Raw genomic sequence first — 16,450 nt, 5'->3', positions numbered from 1 at the left:
CTTCCGTCCGTCCTCTGCCGTCAGCCCTCCTGCGTCCGCGCCATTTCGACCGTGACGACGTGGTCGTCCATGCCGGTCTGTTCTCGCTGGTCAACTCGAGTACGACCCCGCAGGCGGCCTGGACCGAGGACCTGATCGCGCTCGGCGAGGTGCTCGACGAGGCGGAGTTCCCCTACCGCCTCATCCGCGGCACGAAGGGCGCGCCCTTCCTCGCGATCGACCGCTCGCTCGGCGCCGAGCTGGCCACGCTGCTCGCCCGCGCCTTCGCCACCGAGCCGTTCTACGTGAAGACGCTCGACAAGCGCGGCACCCCGCCGCTGCTCCTGGCGGAGGGGGCCATCGCCCCGTATCCGCGCGCCGCGGTGTTCTCGCTCTTCCGCCCCCGGGTCTCCTCGAGCGGCTCGCTCCGCTACGGCGCCCGCAGCGGTGTCCGCCTGGAGTTCTGGAAGGTCGGCGAGGAGGAGATCACCACTCCCGCCGAGAACGCGCTGATGCGCAGCAGCCTCCCGGTCGCCGAGGCGATCGACGCGCACGTCGAGGCCTACGGACGCACCTGGCCGACCTTCGAGGGCATGTTCGAGCCGCTCGTCAGCGACATCCGCTTCGACGTCGACATCGTCTTCTCCTGGGTCGACGGGACGGACCTGGAGTTCCAGCGCGCCCGCGCCGCCCGGATGGCCAGCTACGTCGTAGGCGAGGGTGACGACGCCCCCGCGCGCTTCCGCCAGATCGACGAGCTCAAGTACGCCCTGCGCAGCGTCTACATGTACGCGCCGTGGGTCCGGCACATCTACATCGTCACCGACTCGCCGCGCCCGCGCTGGCTCGACGAGCACCCCGACGTCACCCTGGTCCGCAGCGAGGACCACTTCCGCGACCTCTCGGTGCTGCCCACGCACAACTCGCACGCGGTCGAGAGCCAGCTGCACCGCATCCCGGGCCTGGCTGAGCACTTCCTCTACTCCAACGACGACATGTTCTTCGGCCGCCCCGTCGACCCGTCGATCTTCTTCTCGCCCGGCGGGATCACCAAGTTCATCGAGGCGACCACCCGCATCGGGATGGGCGACTCCAACGCCTCGCGCAGCGGCTTCGAGAACGCCGCCCGGGTCAACCGCCGGCTGCTCCGCGAGCGCTTCGGCGCGATGACGACCCGGCACCTCGAGCACGCCGCCACGCCGCTCCGCAAGAGCGTGATGGCCGAGCTGGAGACCGAGTTCGAGCCGGAGTTCACCGCGACCGCCGCGAGCCGCTTCCGCTCGGCGAGCGACGTCTCCGTCACCAACTCGCTCTACCACTACTACGCGCTGATGACCGGCCGCGCGGTGGTGCAGGAGAACGCCTCGGTGAAGTACGTCGACACGACGATGCACCAGGGCCTCAAGGACATGAAGAAGCTGCTGAAGAACCGCGGCGTCGACTTCTTCTGCCTCAACGACGGCAGCTTCCCCGAGATCTCGGCGGAGGTGCGCACCCGCGCCGTGATCGACTTCCTCGAGGAGTACTACCCGATCCCGGCACCGTGGGAGCGGGTGGACTGAGCATGGCCTGGGCGATCGGCGGCGGAGTCCTCGGGCTGCTGCTCGGGCTCGCCAGCGCGCTCGTCTTCCCCGGCATCGGGATCGGCGCGGGCATCGGAGTCGGGATCGCGCTCGGCGCGGCCCTCGCCTTCGCCGGACACCTGTTCGCCCTCGACCGCAGTCGTCCCAAGCGCTGACGTCCGTTCTGCAGGCGATCCGCGGCTCCGGAGCCTCGGTCCCGCGGACGGGATCGTCTCTCGGCGCGGATCGCCTGCAGACCGGACGCAGTCCTTTAGGCGCTGACGCTGACGGGCTCCACGACGGGCGGGTAGAGGGCCTCGACCTGCTCGAGCGGAGCGGCGGTGGCCGGCGCGATCTCGACGCCGTGCGAGGCGAGGATCCGCTCGGTCTCGTTCGCCGAGACGTAGGACACCTCGGTCGAGGCTCCGATCGGCACCACCGAGTGCAGCACCGTGCCGTCGTAGACGTGGATGAGGTTGAAGGCCTGCGCGGAGTTGCGGGCGCGAGTGCCGCCGACCGGCACGTTGAGGTCCTGCGTGTAGCAGGTGGCCGACGCGACCGAGACGGGGATGCCCGCGAACGTCGCGGTCGAGGAGTAGTGCAGGTGGCCGGCGATGATGCTGCGGACGTCCGAGCCCTCGAGCACCTCCGCGAGCGCGGGCTGGTCGCGGAGCTCGACGAGCACCGAGAGGTCGAGGACGCTCGGCACCGGCGGGTGGTGCAGCGCCAGGATCGTGCCGTGCGGCGCGGGGCTGGAGAGCTCCTCCGCGAGCCAGTCCAGCTGGGCGTCCGAGATCTCGCCGTAGTGCGCGCCCGGGACGGTCGAGTCCAGCGCGATGATGCGCAGTCCGTTCACGTCGTGCACCCGGTCGATCGGCTGCGTGGTCGGCAGCTGGTCGAGCAGCCCGGAGCGGAAGGCACCGCGATCGTCGTGGTTGCCCATCACCCAGATCACCTCGGCACCGAGTCGGGCGGCGGCCGGCTCGACGACGGCGCGGAGCTTGGCGTACGCCTGCGGCTCGCCCTTGTCCGCCAGATCGCCGGTGATGACCACGGCCTCCGGGCGACCGCCCGAGGCCTCCAGCTCGTCGAACAGGCGGCGGAGCTGGGCCTCGCTGTCGACGTCGGAGCCGTACAGCCCGCCGTCTCCGGCGATGAAGTGGGTGTCGCTGAGGTGAAGGATGAAGTGGTTCGGCCGGGGGTACTCGGCCTGGCGGACAGTCATGATCCTCGGGTTCCACGATCGGTGGGGCCGGCTCGATCGAGTCGGCGTCGGTACGGGATGTCGCATGGTGCTGTACTGCTGGTCCGCGGGCTGGGAACTGCTCCCGCGAGGCTCAGTCCATCATCGCGGGGTGAACGGACGGCCAACGAGGACCGGCGCGTCATCGAACGGTTTTCCCAGATTCGGCGCCGGACAGTGCCTTCGTCCTCAGGAACCGCTCACCGAGCGCGCACTCCCCGCACACCGATCGCCGACGCCCCGCATCGGCGTCGCAGAGGGAGTCGTCAGAGCTCGAGCAGGAGCCGTGCGTAGAAGGCGATGGCGCGCTCGAACTGGTCGACCTCGACCGACTCGTCGGCACCGTGGATGCCGAGCTGCTGCTGCGGGCTGATCTCGAACGGGATGAAGCGGTAGACGCCGTCGCTGATCGCGTGGAAGTGGCGGGCGTCGCTGCCGCCCGTCTGCACGTAGGGCGCGACGATCGCCTCGGGGAAGACCTCCTGCACCACGCGGCGGAGCACGTCGTACGGGCCGCCGTCGCCGGGCTCGCCGGTGGGGGAGACGGGGGAGGGCTCGTGCGCGACGCGCACCTCGATCTCGACCTCGGGGTCGTCGATCACCGCGCGGATCCGCTCGACGACGCCGGCGACGGTGCCGCCCGGATTGATCCGCACGTTGGCGACCGCGCTGGCGGTGGACGCGAGGACGTTCGCCCCGGTGCTGCCGCGCAGCTGCGTGATCGCCACGGTCGTCCGCAGCATCGCGGCGGAGCGGTTGGAGTGCGCGGCCAGGGCCGCGATGACGGCGTCCGGGTGCTCGTGCGGCTTCGCGTACCAGACCGCGTGCGCGGCGTCGGCTCGGGGCGCGGCGGCGCGCACCAGCTCGGCGATCGGCTCCGGAAGGGTCGAGGGGAACGGGTTCTCGGTGAGGCGGTGGATCGCCCGCGCGAGTCGCTGCGTGGCGAGCATGCCGGGCAGGGGCGGCGGGGCGGAGGCGTGCCCACCCGCGTCGCGGCAGGTCAGCTCGAGGTTCATGATGCCGCGCTCGGTGACGCCGATGACGGCGATCGGCGTGGTCACTCCGGGCACGATGCCGCGACGGACGTTGCCGCCCTCGTCGAGCACGAAGCGCGGGCGGACGCCGCGCGCCCCGAGCAGCGCGACGATCGACGGCGCGCCGTCCCCCGCCGTCTCCTCGTTGTGCGTGGAGACCAGGTAGACGTCGCGGCGGGGCCGCTCGCCGCGCAGGACGGCCGCCTCGACGGCCTCGAGCAGGGCGACGAGGGAGCCCTTGTCGTCGAGCGCGCCGCGCCCCACGATCGCGGTGCGGCCGTCCGGGCGGAGGACCGTGTCCGCCGCGAAGGGCGCGATCGACCAGTCGTCGGGGGTGACGCTGACCACGTCGTAGTGCGCCATCAGGACCGACGGCTCGCCGTCCTCGGTGCCGCGCCAGCGCCAGACGAGGGAGTGCCCGGCCACGGTCTCGCGCTCGAGGGCGCTGTGCAGCGCGGGGTAGAACTGCTCGAGCAGCTCCTGGAAGACGCGGAACCGGCTCCAGTCGGTGTCGGACTCGTCGGAGTGCGACACCGTGTCGACCCGCAGCAGGGCCTGGAAGCGCTCGAGCGCGGTCGTCGTCACCGGGCTAGCCTACGACGGCGGTCCCGACCCCCCGGACCCGGCGAGCGGAGGTGCGGCATGGGCGTGCGGCCGCCGACCGACCCGCTGCCCGAGGTCTGCGTGGTCTACGTCCTCCGCGAGTCGCCGCGCGGCACCGAGGTGCTGCTCGGAAGGAAGCTCCGCGGTCTCGGCGAGGGCCGGGTCGTCGCGCCCGGCGGCAAGCTCGAGCCGGGGGAGTCGCCCGCGGCGGCGGCCGTCCGCGAGCTGGCGGAGGAGGTCGGCCTGCGCGCGGAGCCGGCCGACCTCGAGCCCCGCGGGTCCCTCGACTACCTCTTCCCGCACCGCCCCGCCTGGAGCCAGCGCTCGCACGTCTTCGTCTGCCGCCGCTGGTCGGGAGACGTCGTGGCGTCGGGGGAGCTCGCCGCCGCCTTCGTCCCGCTCGACGAGGTCCCCTACGACCGGATGTGGGACGACGCGCGCTTCTGGCTGCCCGCGGTGCTGCACTCCGGCGCCGAGGCGTCGGGCACCTTCGAGTTCGGCGCCGACCTCGAGCACGTCGTCGATCGGTCCTGATACCGCCGTCCGGTCGCATCACCGCCGGATCCTCGACGCCTCCTCGGTCGAACGTCCTCGAACCCACCGGCACGGCGCGACCTCGGTCAGGTCGAGATCCTCGACTCCCGCATCCTCTGACGAGCGCGCACTCCGTGCGGCTAGACGTCGAGCACGTCGCCCGGCTCGAGGGCGTGGTACTCGCCGCCGCCCTCGCGGGTCGCCCAGCCGAGGCGGTCGTGGCCGAGCTTCTGGCCCGCCCCGGACAGCACGCGCTCGTGCGTCGCGAAGGCGTGCCGCGGCGCGAGCTCGAGGACGTAGTCGATCGACTCCGCGATCTTCATCCAGGGCGCGCCGGAGGGGGCCGCCAGCACCTCGACGTCGACGCCGGCCGGCACGGTGAAGGAGTCGCCCGCGTAGTAGAACCGGCCGTTCACCAGGACCCCGACGTTGTCGATCACCGGGATGGAGGAGTGGATCACCGCGTGCCGGGAGCCGAAGAAGCGCAGCTCGAACGGTCCGACCTCGACCACGTCGCCCTCGGCGACCGTCTCGACGTCGAAGCCCTCGGCCGCCGCGGCGACACCGGCCGGCCCGAGGATCCGCAGCGCCGGGTTCGCGGTGCGCAGCCGCTCCAGCTGCTCCGCCGTCCAGTGATCGGCGTGCTCATGGGTGATCACGACCGCGACGGTGTCGGCCGAGCCCTCGACGGGACGGGTGAAGGAGCCGGGGTCGAGGACGAGCCGCGAGCCCGCCTCCTCGACGAGGACGGTGGCGTGCTCGAGCTTGGTCAGTCGCATGCTCCGAGCCTCTCGCGGGGGGCGACCACGGTGCAAGACGGCCCCGGGGAGCGCGCCGTCCGCCCGCTCGATTTGCACCGGTGCGGATCCGTGTGCAACACTCTTCGAGTTGCAAAAACGCGGCCCCATCGTTTAGCGGCCTAGGACGTCGCCCTCTCACGGCGGTAACGCGGGTTCAAATCCCGCTGGGGTCACCACGGCAACACGAGCAGAACCCCCGGTCATGGCCGGGGGTTCTTCTCGTTTAACGGCCCGCTCCCCGGGGAGAGACCGTCGGAATCCACTCACCCCCGGAAGGTCCCCATGCAAGAGCTGCCCGTCTGGTTCGTGACCGGCTCGTTCGTCGTCCTGAGCCTGATCCTGGCCGCGGACCTGCTGCTGGTCTACAAGCGCCCGCACGTGCCGAGCCTGAAGGAGTCCGGCCTCTGGGTCGGCTTCTACGTCACGCTCGCGCTGATCTTCGCCCTGGTGATGCTGCTGCTGGGCGGGGGAGAGGTCGCCGGTCAGTTCGTCGCAGGCTGGCTGACCGAGTACAGCCTGTCGATCGACAACCTGTTCGTCTTCGTGATCATCATGGGCCGCTTCGCGGTGCCGCCGAAGTACCAGCAGGAAGTGCTGATGGTGGGCATCATCATCGCGCTGATCTTCCGCGGGGTGTTCATCCTGCTGGGCGCGCAGCTGATCGAGAGCTTCAGCTGGATCTTCTACCTCTTCGGCGCCTTCCTCGTCTACACGGCCTGGAACCAGGCGTTCGGCAAGGAGGACGAGAACGAGGGCACCGACAACCTCCTCATCCGCCTGCTGCGCAAGCGCGTGAAGATCTCGGACGAGTTCGACGGGTCGAAGATCCGCACCGTGAAGGACGGCAAGAAGTACTTCACGCCGATGCTGATCGTGTTCCTCGCGATCGGCTCGACCGACCTGCTCTTCGCGCTCGACTCGATCCCGGCGATCTTCGGCATCACCGAGAGCCCGTTCATCGTCTTCACCGCGAACATCTTCGCCCTGATGGGCCTGCGCCAGCTCTACTTCCTGCTCGGCGGCCTGATCGACAAGCTCGAGTACCTCAAGTACGGCATCGCGTTCATCCTCGCCTTCATCGGCGTGAAGCTCGTGCTGCACGCCCTGCACGAGAACGACCTCCCGTTCCTCAACGGCGGCGAGCCGCTGCCGGTCTGGGACATCGACACGATCACCTCGCTCGCGGTCATCGTCGTCAGCATGACCGTCGCCACGGTCGCGAGCCTGATCAAGATGCGCCGCGAGCACTCCCACATCGAGCTGCACGACGGCCACCCGGAGGTCGTCGCCGACGCCGACGGGCAGGACCGCGCCGAGAAGAAATGAGCCCGGTCCCGTGACTGCGACGACGAGCACGACCAGCATCGATCTGCCCCAGGGCGTCCTGCACCTGACGGTGTCGAGCAGCACCGACGTCGGCGCCGTCCGGCGGGTGAACGAGGACGCCCTCCTGGTCTCGCCGACGCTGGTCGCCGTCGCCGACGGCATGGGCGGGCACGCTCGCGGCGACCTGGCCAGCTCGACCGCCGTCGAGAGCCTGCGGGCGAGCGCAGCCGAGGCGATCGGCCCGGTCTCGGACGTCTTCGCCGTCGTCGAGACGGCCAATGCCGCGGTCCGCGACCTCGACGTCGGCGGCGCCCTCTGCGGGACGACGCTCACCGGCCTCACCCTCGTCCGGCCCGACGACGGCGGACCCGCCTCCTGGGGCCTGTTCAACGTCGGCGACTCCCGGGTCTACCGCTGGGACGGCGCGGGTATCCAGCAGCTGACCGTCGACCACTCGGCGGTGCAGGAGCTGGTCTCGGCCGGCCTGCTCAGCCGGGAGGCGGCGGAGTCGCACCCCGACCGCAACATCGTCACCCGGGCGCTCGGCGCCGACGACGAGGTCGAGACGGACGTCTGGACCCTGCCGATCGTGCCCCGGGCGACCTACCTGCTCTGCTCCGACGGCCTCACCAAGGAGCTCTCCGACGCCCGGATCGCCGAGCTCTTCGCCCGCCGCGACGCGGGGGACCTGCACGGTGCCGATCTCGCCGAGGAGCTCGTGCGCGCCGCGGTCGACGCCGGCGGGCGGGACAACGTGACGGTCGTCGTCGTGGAGGCCGTGCTCGCCCCCCGACCGGACGCCGAGGCCTGACTCCACGGGCCACGCCCCTCGAACAGGTGGCAGCGACTCCGGCTCCGAACTGCAGAGCCGGGCTGTCGATGGGCATACTGGAGGGATGGACACCGTCGAGGCTCTCGATCGCGCGAAGACGCGCTTCGCGGAGGGCGACGTCCGAGGGGCCGTGTCGCTGCTCGAGCGCTGCGTCGAGGCCGACCCCGTCTGGATCGACCCCCGCGTCCTCCTGTCAGAGCTCTACCGGAGGTCCGGCGACCTCATCGAGGCCGGCCGCTGGGGCTACCTGATCGAGAACTGCGCCGCTCCCGAGGAGCGCCGGGCGTTCGAGCGCGCCCTGGTGCGCACCGACGAGGACCCGTTCGAGTTCGCGGAGCGGGCCCTGGTGCGTCCGCTCGAGCTCGCGGCCGAGTCGCCGCACGCCGCGATGATGCTCGCCGAGCTGCCGGCCCGGATCGACGAGGCCGAGCGGTTCGAGCAGGAGTCGCCCGATCCGCTCGACGGCGACTGGTTCGAGCACGAGGCCGTGCCGGTGAAGCGGCGCTCCGGTTTCGTCGGGATGGTCGGCGCCGCGGTCGCCGCGGTCTTCGTCGTCGGCGGCGTGGTGGTCGGCGCGGCGGCTCTGCTGGTGGTCCCCGCGGTGCTCATCGCGATGCTCGTCGCGCCCTGACGGCCGCTGCCGCCCTCCCGATCCGCTCGGGCCGCGCCTCCCTGCCGCTCGTCGGCGCGGTGCTATCCTCGGTCAATGCTGTTCGGCCGGCTCCTCCTTCTCCGCCGCGACGAGACCTCGATCTGACAGGCCTCCCTCGTCGCGGTGTCTCTCGCGGGCTGACCACATTCCTGAGGAAGAGAAACCCGTCATGAACGACAGTTCCCCCGACACCGCCGCGCCCTCGGCCGCCGACACCCCGGCCGCCGAGCGCCCGCGCACCCTGGCCGAGAAGGTCTGGGACGACCACCTCGTCGCCAAGGGCGAGGACGGCACGCCCGACCTGATCTACATCGACCTGCACCTCGTGCACGAGGTGACCAGCCCCCAGGCCTTCGACGGCCTCCGCCAGGCCGGCCGACCCGTCCGGCGCCCCGATCTGACGATCGCGACCGAGGACCACAACACCCCGACCGTCGGCATCGACAAGCCGATCGCCGACCTCACCAGCCGCACCCAGATCGAGACTCTGCGCCGCAACGCCGCCGAGTTCGGCGTCCGCCTGCACTCCCTCGGCGACATCGAGCAGGGCATCGTGCACGTCGTCGGCCCGCAGCTCGGGCTGACCATGCCCGGCATCACCGTCGTCTGCGGCGACTCGCACACCTCGACCCACGGCGCGTTCGGCGCGATGGCGTTCGGCATCGGCACCAGCGAGGTCGAGCACGTGATGGCCACGCAGACGCTGCCGCTCAAGCCCTTCAAGACCATGGCGATCACCGTCGAGGGCGAGCTGCGCGAGGGCGTCACCGCGAAGGACATCATCCTCGCCGTGATCGCGAAGATCGGCACCGGCGGCGGTCAGGGCTACGTGCTCGAGTACCGCGGCTCGGCGATCCGCGCGCTCTCGATGGAGGGCCGGATGACGATCTGCAACATGTCGATCGAGGCGGGCGCGCGCGCCGGCATGGTCGCGCCCGACGAGACGACCTTCGCCTATCTCCAGGGCCGCCCGCACGCCCCCGAGGGCCAGGACTGGGACGACGCCGTCGCCTACTGGCGGACCCTCCCGAGCGACGAGGGCGCCGTCTTCGACGCCGAGGTCGTCCTCGACGCGGACGCGCTCGAGCCGTTCGTCACCTGGGGCACGAACCCCGGCCAGGGCGTCTCGCTCTCGCAGGCCGTGCCCGACCCCGACGCGATCGCCGACCCGAACGAGCGCTCCAACGCCCGGCGCGCGCTGGAGTACATGGACCTCGAGGCCGGCACCCCGATGAAGGAGATCCCGGTCGACGCGGTCTTCATGGGCTCCTGCACCAACTCGCGCATCGAGGACCTCCGCGCCTTCGCGTCGATCATCGCCGGCCGCACCAAGGCGCCCGGCGTCCGGGTGATGGTCGTCCCCGGCTCCGCCCGCGTGCGCATCGAAGCCGAGGCCGAGGGCCTGGACAAGGTGATCACCGCGTTCGGCGCCGAGTGGCGCTTCGCCGGCTGCTCGATGTGCCTCGGCATGAACCCGGACCAGCTCGCCCCGGGAGAGCGCTGCGCCTCCACCTCGAACCGCAACTTCGAGGGCCGGCAGGGCAAGGGCGGCCGCACGCATCTGGTGTCGCCACTGGTCGCCGCCGCGACCGCCGTCCGCGGCACTCTCTCCAGTCCGTCGGATCTGGAGCCCGTCCTCGAGCTGGTGGAGGCCTGATCATGGAGAAGTTCGAGACCGTCACCGGCATCGCCGCGCCGCTGAAGCGCAGCAACGTCGACACCGACCAGATCATCCCCGCCGTCTTCCTCAAGCGGGTCACCAAGACCGGCTTCGAGGACGCGCTCTTCCACGGCTGGCGCCAGGACCCGGAGTTCGTGCTCAACCAGCCGGCCTTCCAGGGCGCGCAGATCCTCGTCGCGGGCCCCGACTTCGGCACCGGCTCCAGCCGGGAGCACGCCGTCTGGGCGCTGCGCGACTTCGGCTTCCGCGTCGTGCTGTCCTCCCGCTTCGGCGACATCTTCCGCGGCAACTCCGGCAAGCAGGGGCTGCTCGCGGCGGCACTGGCGGAGAGCGACATCGACCGGCTCTGGGAGCTGATCGATGCGACGCCGGGAATACAAGCGACCGTCGATCTGGTTGGTCGTACGGTCACCGCCGGTGGCGAGACCTTCCCTTTCGAGGTCGACGACTACACTCGTTGGCGCCTGATCGAAGGGCTGGACGACATCGGCCTGACCCTGCGCGACGAAGCGCTCATTTCCGAATTCGAGACCCGTCGCGCGAGCTGGCGGCCCAAGACATTGCCGGTGAAATAGCGTGAACACACTTCTTCAGGACGCCAAGGCGGCGGGAGCACAGGATGCGAAGGCGGCGGGAGCCCGTGTGGGGATGACCACCGAGCGGATCACCATCCACGGCGGGCGGCCGCTGAAGGGCCGGATCGAGCTCAAGGGCGCGAAGAACCTCGTCACCAAGGCGATGGTCGCCGCACTCCTCGGTGAGACCGCGTCCACCCTGCGCGACGTCCCGGACATCAGCGACGTCCGCGTCGTGAAGGGCCTCCTCGAGGTGCACGGCGTCAAGGTGAAGCAGGGCCCCGAGGTGGGCGAGCTGATCCTCGACCCCTCCAACGTCGAGTCCGCGCACTTCGCCGACATCGACGCCCACGCCGGCTCGAGCCGCATCCCGATCCTCTTCTGCGGACCGCTGCTGCACCGCCTCGGCGAGGCGTTCATCCCCGACCTCGGCGGCTGCCGCATCGGCGACCGCCCGATCGACTACCACCTCGAGGTGCTCCGCAACTTCGGCGCCATCGTCGAGAAGCTGCCCTCCGGCATCCGCATGTCGGCGCCCGAGGGCCTGCACGGCGCCAAGGTGTCGCTGCCCTACCCGAGCGTCGGCGCGACCGAGCAGGTGCTGCTCACCGCCGTCCGCGCGTCGGGCATCACCGAGCTGTCCGGTGCGGCGATCGAGCCGGAGATCATGGATCTCATCAACATCCTGCAGAAGATGGGCGCGATCATCTCGGTCGACACCGACCGCGTGATCCGCATCGAGGGCGTCGACCGCCTGGAGGGCTACACCCACCGCGCGCTCTTCGACCGCAACGAGGCCGCCTCCTGGGCCGCCGCGGCCCTCGCGACCGACGGCGACATCTTCGTCGGCGGCGCTCGCCAGCAGGAGATGACGACCTTCCTCAACGTCTTCCGCAAGGTCGGCGGCGCGTTCGAGATCGCCGAGGACGGCATCCGCTTCTACCACCCCGGCGGCGAGCTCAAGCCGGTCATCATCGAGACCGACGTGCACCCCGGCTTCATGACGGACTGGCAGCAGCCGCTCGTCGTGGCGCTGACCAAGGCCAAGGGCGTGTCGATCGTGCACGAGACCGTCTACGAGCAGCGCTTCGGCTTCGTCGATGCGCTGGTCGAGATGGGCGCCACCATCCAGATCCACCGCGAGTGCCTCGGTGGCCAGGCCTGCCGCTTCGGTCAGCGCAACTTCATGCACTCCGCGGTCATCTCCGGCCCGTCGAAGCTGCACGGCGCCGACATCGTCGTGCCCGACCTGCGCGGCGGCTTCTCGCACCTGATCGCGGCGCTCTCGGCCGAGGGCACCTCCTCGGTCTCGAACGTCGGCATCATCAGCCGCGGCTACGAGAACTTCCTCACCAAGCTCGAGCTGCTCGGCGCCGACTTCTCCCTCGACGCGTAGTCCCGCAGCACCTCCGGCACGCTGGAACGGCTCCGGCTCGCAGAATCCCCCCGATCCTGCGAGCCGGAGTCGTTTCCGCCGGGTCTCTACACGCCCCTGTGGGGCTGCTCGACCAGCAAGGTCTGCGGGCGTCTCCTCCAGTGGATGCGCGCCGCTGCAGAGCGGCGGGTCCCTTTCATGCTGATCGAGTAGCCCTCTCAGAGGGCGTATCGAGATCCGCCCTGCTGGGGACGGTGGGTCTCGATTCGCCCCTCCGGGGCTGCTCGACCAGCATGGAAGGGGGCGGGTCCGAACGGTCTCGCTGATCGAGTAGCACACGGAGTGGGCGTATCGAGATCCACGCTCCGGACGACGGTGGGTGTCGGTACGCCGCTGCCGGGCTGCTCGACCGGCGCGGCTCCGCGGCCGCCGCGCCGGCCGCTGGCGTGGGCGGCGGAGCCGGGATGCGAGGATGGGCGGGTGTCTGAACGAAGCCGTCCGTCCATCTTCTGGCTCCTCGCGGCGTTGGTGATCCCGACGCTCACCGCCTCCGTGGACCTCCGGGTCCGCGACATCGACAAGATCCCGGGCAAGGGCGCGTTCGTGTTCGCGCCGAACCACTACAGCGAGATCGACCCGTTCATCACGGGCTGGGTGCTGTGGCGCGCCGGTCGCGCGCCGCGCTTCCTGGCGAAGGCGTCGCTGTTCAAGATCCCTGTGGCCGGAGCGATCCTGCGCGCCTCGGGGCAGATCCCGGTCGAGCGGGCCGGTTCCGTGCGCGGCAGCGAGCCGCTGAAGGCGGCGAAGGAGCTCGTCGACCGGGGCGGCTCCGTCCTGATCTACCCGGAGGGCACCCTGACCCGCGACCCGGAGCTCTGGCCGATGCGCGGCAAGACCGGCGCGGTGCGGATGGCCCTGCAGTACGGGCTGCCCGTCGTGCCCGTCGCGCACTGGGGCACCCAGCAGGTCATGGGCCGCTACTCGAAGAAGATCACCCTCTTCCGCCGCAAGCGCGTCGACGTCCTGGTCGGCGATCCCGTCGACCTGTCGGCGTTCCGCGGGCGCAGCCTCGACTCCGCCACCCTCAACGAGGCGTCGACCGTCGTGATGGCCGCGATCACCCGCCTGCTCGAGGAGCTCCGCGGCGAGACGGCACCGGAGAAGCGCTGGAATCCGGCCGAGCACAATCAGAAGGGCACGGGACGCTTTGAGCAGGGGCAGTAGGGCCGAGAAGGCGCCGATCCCCGTGCCGCGCCGCGTCGCCGTCCTCGGCGCCGGCAGCTGGGGGACCACCTTCGCCAAGATCCTCGCCGACGGCGGCTCCGATGTCGTGATGTGGGCGCGGCGGGCCGAGCTCGCCCGCGAGATCACCGAGGCCAAGCGCAACAGCGACTACCTCCCCGGCATCAACCTGCCGCGCAACATCCGGGCGACCCCGCGGATCGAGGAGGCGCTCGAGGGCGCCGACCACGTCTACCTCTCCATCCCGTCGCAGACCCTGCGCGGGAATCTCGAGGCGATCACGCCGTTCCTCACCGAGCGGACCGTCCTCGTCAGCCTGATGAAGGGTGTCGAGAAGGGCACCGGCCAGCGGATGAGCGAGGTGATCTCGCAGGTGCTGCCGATCGATCCGAGCCGGATCGCGGTCGCCTCCGGGCCGAACCTCGCGCTCGAGATCGCGAAGGAGCAGCCGACCGCGGCGGTCATCGCCTCGGAGAGCCTCGTCACCGCGCAGGAGGTCGCGCTCGCCGCGACCAACCGCTACTTCCGCTCCTACGTCAACACCGACGTGATCGGGACCGAGTTCGGCGGCGTGCTGAAGAACCTGATCGCCGTCGCGATCGGCATCGTCGACGGCGTCGGCTACGGCGAGAACACCAAGGCGTCGATCATCACCCGCGGCCTCGCCGAGATGACCGACTTCGCCGTCGCGTACGGCGGGCGGCCCGAGACGATGTCCGGGCTGGCCGGCCTCGGCGACCTGATCGCGACGTCGAGCTCGTCGCTCTCCCGCAACAACACGGCCGGGCGCCTGCTCGGCCAGGGCTACAGCTTCGGCGACGTCGTGAAATCGATGCAGCAGACGGCGGAGGGGCTCTCCTCGGTCGCGCCGATCCTCGAGCTCGCCCGGGCCCGCGGAGTCGACATGCCCATCGTCGAGCAGGTGTCGCAGGTGCTCGCCGGTACGCTCGATCCGAAGGACATCGCGCCGCACCTGACCACGGATTCGGACGAGCCCCAGGGTGAGAGGAACCTCGATGACCAGCAAGCTCGCAGTGGCCGTTCTGTTCGGGGGGCGTTCAAGCGAGCACTCGATCAGCTGCGCAACGGCGGCGGGGGTGCTGCGGGCGATCGATCGTGACCGCTTCGACGTGATCCCCGTCGGGATCACCGCCGACGGCGCGTTCGTGCTCGAGGAGGACCGGCCGGAGAAGTTCGCGCTCGACGCGAGCGCTCTGCCGCGCGTCGAGGACAACGGGACGCGCGTGCGCTGGCCGGAGTCGGCGCTCTCCCGCGAGTTGACCGTCACCGCGGCCGACGGCTCCCTCCGCTCCCTCGGCGACGTGGACGTCGTCCTGCCGATCCTGCACGGCCCGTGGGGCGAGGACGGCACGGTCCAGGGGATGCTCGAGCTGGTCGGTCTGCCCTACGTCGGGTCGGGCGTGCTCGCCTCGGCGCTCGGGATGGACAAGCACTTCACCAAGACCGTCTTCCGCGCCGCGGGCATCGCGGTCGCCCCCTGGTACACCGTGACCGAGGCGGAATGGCGCGAGGACCCGAGCGACGCGGCGTCGGCCCTCGACGAGCTCGGCCTGCCCGCCTTCGTCAAGCCGGCTCGTGCCGGGTCGAGCGTCGGCGTGAGCCGGGTCGACGAGCGCTCGCAGCTCGACGCCGCCCTCGAGGAGGCGTTCTCGCACGACTCGCGGGTGCTGATCGAGTCCGCGATCGTCGGGCGAGAGGTCGAGATCGGCGTGCTCGGCGCGCGCCGGGGGGAGTCCCCGCGGGCGTCCGTGGCCGGCGAGGTCGTCGTCAGCGGCGGCGGCTTCTACGACTTCGAGGCGAAGTACCTCGGCATGAAGGGCGTCGAGCTGGTCTGCCCGGCCGAGCTCACCGAGGACGAGCTCGCCGAGATGCGGGCCCTCGCGGTCAGCGCCTTCACCGCGATCGGGGCCGAGGGCCTCGCGCGGGTCGACTTCTTCCTCACGGCCGACGGTTTCGTCATCAACGAGATCAACACGATGCCCGGCTTCACGCCGATCTCGATGTTCCCGCGGATGTGGGGCGCGAGCGGCGTCGACTACCCCGACCTGATCAGCGAGCTGCTCGACCTGGCGCTCGAGCGCGTCCCGGCCGCGGTCCGATGACCGCGGCGGGCCTCGGGCTCCGGCTCGAGCCGGGCCCGCGGGCGCCGTTCGAGCAGATCCGCGAGGGGATCACCGCGCAGGTCGCCGCGGGGTCGCTCCTGGTCGGCACGCGGCTGCCCGCGGTGCGGACCCTCGCCGAGGAGCTGGGCGTTGCTCCGGGGACCGTCGCGCGGGCCTACAAGGAGCTCGAGGCCGCGGGGATCGTGGAGACGCGGGGACGCGCCGGGACGGTCGTGTCCGGCGGCGTCGACTCGGTCGAGCACGAGCTGCAGCTGGCGGCCGGCGCGTACGCGGCGCGGGCCCGGGCGCTCGGAGCGACGCCGGAGCGGGCGCTCGAGGTCGCGGCCGCGGCACTCGGCACATCGGGCTGACGACGGCTCAGCCCGCGGGCATGCTCGGCGGGTCGAGGGTGTCCGTGTCGGAGACGTTCGTGCAGGCGCGCTCCTGCGGCAGGTAGGAGACGGCGTTCGCGAGGTCGACGACGGCCGAGGTGCCGGAGGCGCGGCTCTGGTCGACGGTGATCTCGACGGCCGGATCGCGGCCGTATGTGGTCAGCGTGTAGACGTCGTCGGCGGCCTGCGACTCGTCGATGATCCAGTCGACGCCGCTGACCGAGACGCAGAGCTCGGTGGTGGGGCCGGGGGGAGTGACACCGCAGTGCAGGATGACGGCGGCGGGGGTGCCCCAGGCCGCCGTGCCCTGGGCGTTCGTCTCGCGCTCGGGCAGCTCGGCGACGACGTCGGGCAGGCGCACCGAGACCTCGGCGCAGCCCTCGTTCGTCGCGTCGTCGGCCGGCTGCAGCGCCACGGCGGCCGAGCAGCCGCTCAGGAGCAGGACGGCGGCGGCGGCGACCAGGGGGGTGCGGAGGAGGCGGGAGGACATCGACGGC

The 16,450-nt window shown here is 71.1% G+C and carries 17 protein-coding genes and 1 tRNA gene; 14 read left to right on the top strand and 4 right to left on the bottom strand.

The genetic code is table 11. The features are described 5' to 3' along the window. The first annotated feature begins 59 nt into the window (after positions 1 to 59). Positions 60 to 1,541 (top strand): stealth family protein, encoded by a 1,482-nt coding sequence (locus MT353_RS00850; protein ID WP_243581813.1) that lies wholly within the window; start codon positions 60 to 62, stop codon positions 1,539 to 1,541. Between the two features lie 2 nt (positions 1,542 to 1,543). Continuing rightward, positions 1,544 to 1,717 carry a hypothetical protein gene (locus MT353_RS00845; protein WP_243623372.1) on the top strand — a complete coding sequence of 58 codons (174 nt, stop codon included), beginning with the start codon at positions 1,544 to 1,546 and terminating at the stop codon, positions 1,715 to 1,717. 95 nt (positions 1,718 to 1,812) lie between these two features. On the opposite strand, the gene MT353_RS00840 is transcribed toward MT353_RS00845, so the two are convergent. Both MT353_RS00840 and MT353_RS00835 read right to left on the bottom strand, forming a co-directional pair. Then, positions 1,813 to 2,766, bottom strand: coding sequence for a phosphodiesterase (locus MT353_RS00840; protein ID WP_123735400.1), 954 nt, complete (start codon positions 2,764 to 2,766; stop codon positions 1,813 to 1,815). A gap of 284 nt (positions 2,767 to 3,050) precedes the next feature. Further along, positions 3,051 to 4,403 carry a M20/M25/M40 family metallo-hydrolase gene (locus tag MT353_RS00835; protein ID WP_243598999.1) on the bottom strand — a complete coding sequence of 451 codons (1,353 nt, stop codon included), beginning with the start codon at positions 4,401 to 4,403 and terminating at the stop codon, positions 3,051 to 3,053. A gap of 57 nt (positions 4,404 to 4,460) precedes the next feature. Between MT353_RS00835 and MT353_RS00830 the strand changes: the two genes are divergently transcribed. Then, positions 4,461 to 4,955 (top strand): 8-oxo-dGTP diphosphatase, encoded by a 495-nt coding sequence (locus MT353_RS00830; protein ID WP_243623371.1) that lies wholly within the window; start codon positions 4,461 to 4,463, stop codon positions 4,953 to 4,955. A gap of 140 nt (positions 4,956 to 5,095) precedes the next feature. Here the strand turns inward: MT353_RS00830 and MT353_RS00825 are convergent, their stop codons facing one another. Beyond that, the gene (locus MT353_RS00825) at positions 5,096 to 5,734 is read right to left on the bottom strand and encodes an MBL fold metallo-hydrolase (protein ID WP_243623369.1); all 639 of its coding nucleotides are present in this window, start codon (positions 5,732 to 5,734) and stop codon (positions 5,096 to 5,098) included. A 121-nt stretch (positions 5,735 to 5,855) separates the two neighbouring features. Between MT353_RS00825 and MT353_RS00820 the strand changes: the two genes are divergently transcribed. The 11 genes from MT353_RS00820 (at position 5,856) to MT353_RS00770 (ending at position 15,932) form a co-directional block, all read left to right on the top strand. Next, positions 5,856 to 5,931, top strand: a tRNA-Glu gene (locus MT353_RS00820). 106 nt (positions 5,932 to 6,037) lie between these two features. Continuing rightward, positions 6,038 to 7,081 carry a TerC family protein gene (locus tag MT353_RS00815; protein WP_123445561.1) on the top strand — a complete coding sequence of 348 codons (1,044 nt, stop codon included), beginning with the start codon at positions 6,038 to 6,040 and terminating at the stop codon, positions 7,079 to 7,081. A 10-nt stretch (positions 7,082 to 7,091) separates the two neighbouring features. Further along, positions 7,092 to 7,892 carry a PP2C family serine/threonine-protein phosphatase gene (locus MT353_RS00810; protein ID WP_243599003.1) on the top strand — a complete coding sequence of 267 codons (801 nt, stop codon included), beginning with the start codon at positions 7,092 to 7,094 and terminating at the stop codon, positions 7,890 to 7,892. Between the two features lie 85 nt (positions 7,893 to 7,977). Next, positions 7,978 to 8,544: a DUF6584 family protein gene (locus MT353_RS00805; RefSeq protein ID WP_123735405.1), complete on the top strand. Its 567-nt coding sequence runs from the start codon at positions 7,978 to 7,980 to the stop codon at positions 8,542 to 8,544. A 190-nt stretch (positions 8,545 to 8,734) separates the two neighbouring features. Beyond that, on the top strand, positions 8,735 to 10,222 hold the full coding sequence (gene leuC / locus MT353_RS00800) for a 3-isopropylmalate dehydratase large subunit (RefSeq protein ID WP_243623368.1): 1,488 nt from the start codon (positions 8,735 to 8,737) through the stop codon (positions 10,220 to 10,222). A gap of 2 nt (positions 10,223 to 10,224) precedes the next feature. Next, positions 10,225 to 10,821, top strand: a complete 597-nt coding sequence (gene leuD / locus MT353_RS00795; RefSeq protein ID WP_243623366.1) for a 3-isopropylmalate dehydratase small subunit — start codon at positions 10,225 to 10,227, stop codon at positions 10,819 to 10,821. Between the two features lie 73 nt (positions 10,822 to 10,894). Beyond that, on the top strand, positions 10,895 to 12,217 hold the full coding sequence (murA, locus tag MT353_RS00790; RefSeq protein WP_164874434.1) for a UDP-N-acetylglucosamine 1-carboxyvinyltransferase: 1,323 nt from the start codon (positions 10,895 to 10,897) through the stop codon (positions 12,215 to 12,217). Positions 12,218 to 12,676: 459 nt separating this feature from the next. Beyond that, positions 12,677 to 13,420, top strand: coding sequence for a 1-acyl-sn-glycerol-3-phosphate acyltransferase (locus tag MT353_RS00785; RefSeq protein WP_243599006.1), 744 nt, complete (start codon positions 12,677 to 12,679; stop codon positions 13,418 to 13,420). 22 nt (positions 13,421 to 13,442) lie between these two features. After that, positions 13,443 to 14,558, top strand: a complete 1,116-nt coding sequence (locus tag MT353_RS00780; protein ID WP_173286025.1) for an NAD(P)H-dependent glycerol-3-phosphate dehydrogenase — start codon at positions 13,443 to 13,445, stop codon at positions 14,556 to 14,558. Continuing rightward, positions 14,455 to 15,561 carry a D-alanine--D-alanine ligase family protein gene (locus MT353_RS00775; protein WP_243623364.1) on the top strand — a complete coding sequence of 369 codons (1,107 nt, stop codon included), beginning with the start codon at positions 14,455 to 14,457 and terminating at the stop codon, positions 15,559 to 15,561. Before MT353_RS00780 ends, MT353_RS00775 begins: the two co-directional genes overlap by 104 nt. Next, a complete protein-coding gene (locus MT353_RS00770; protein WP_243599008.1) occupies positions 15,558 to 15,932 on the top strand; it encodes a GntR family transcriptional regulator in 375 nt (124 codons plus the stop codon). Before MT353_RS00775 ends, MT353_RS00770 begins: the two co-directional genes overlap by 4 nt. A gap of 7 nt (positions 15,933 to 15,939) precedes the next feature. On the opposite strand, the gene MT353_RS00765 is transcribed toward MT353_RS00770, so the two are convergent. Then, positions 15,940 to 16,443, bottom strand: coding sequence for a DUF3515 domain-containing protein (locus MT353_RS00765; protein ID WP_243623363.1), 504 nt, complete (start codon positions 16,441 to 16,443; stop codon positions 15,940 to 15,942). Positions 16,444 to 16,450: the final 7 nt, after the last annotated feature.

Source organism: Rathayibacter sp. VKM Ac-2927, assembly GCF_022815525.1.
Classification (GTDB): Bacteria; Actinomycetota; Actinomycetes; order Actinomycetales; family Microbacteriaceae; genus Rathayibacter; species Rathayibacter festucae.
The sequence above is the reverse complement of the archived record's forward strand: the minus strand, read 5'-3'. Positions and strand labels throughout refer to the sequence as shown.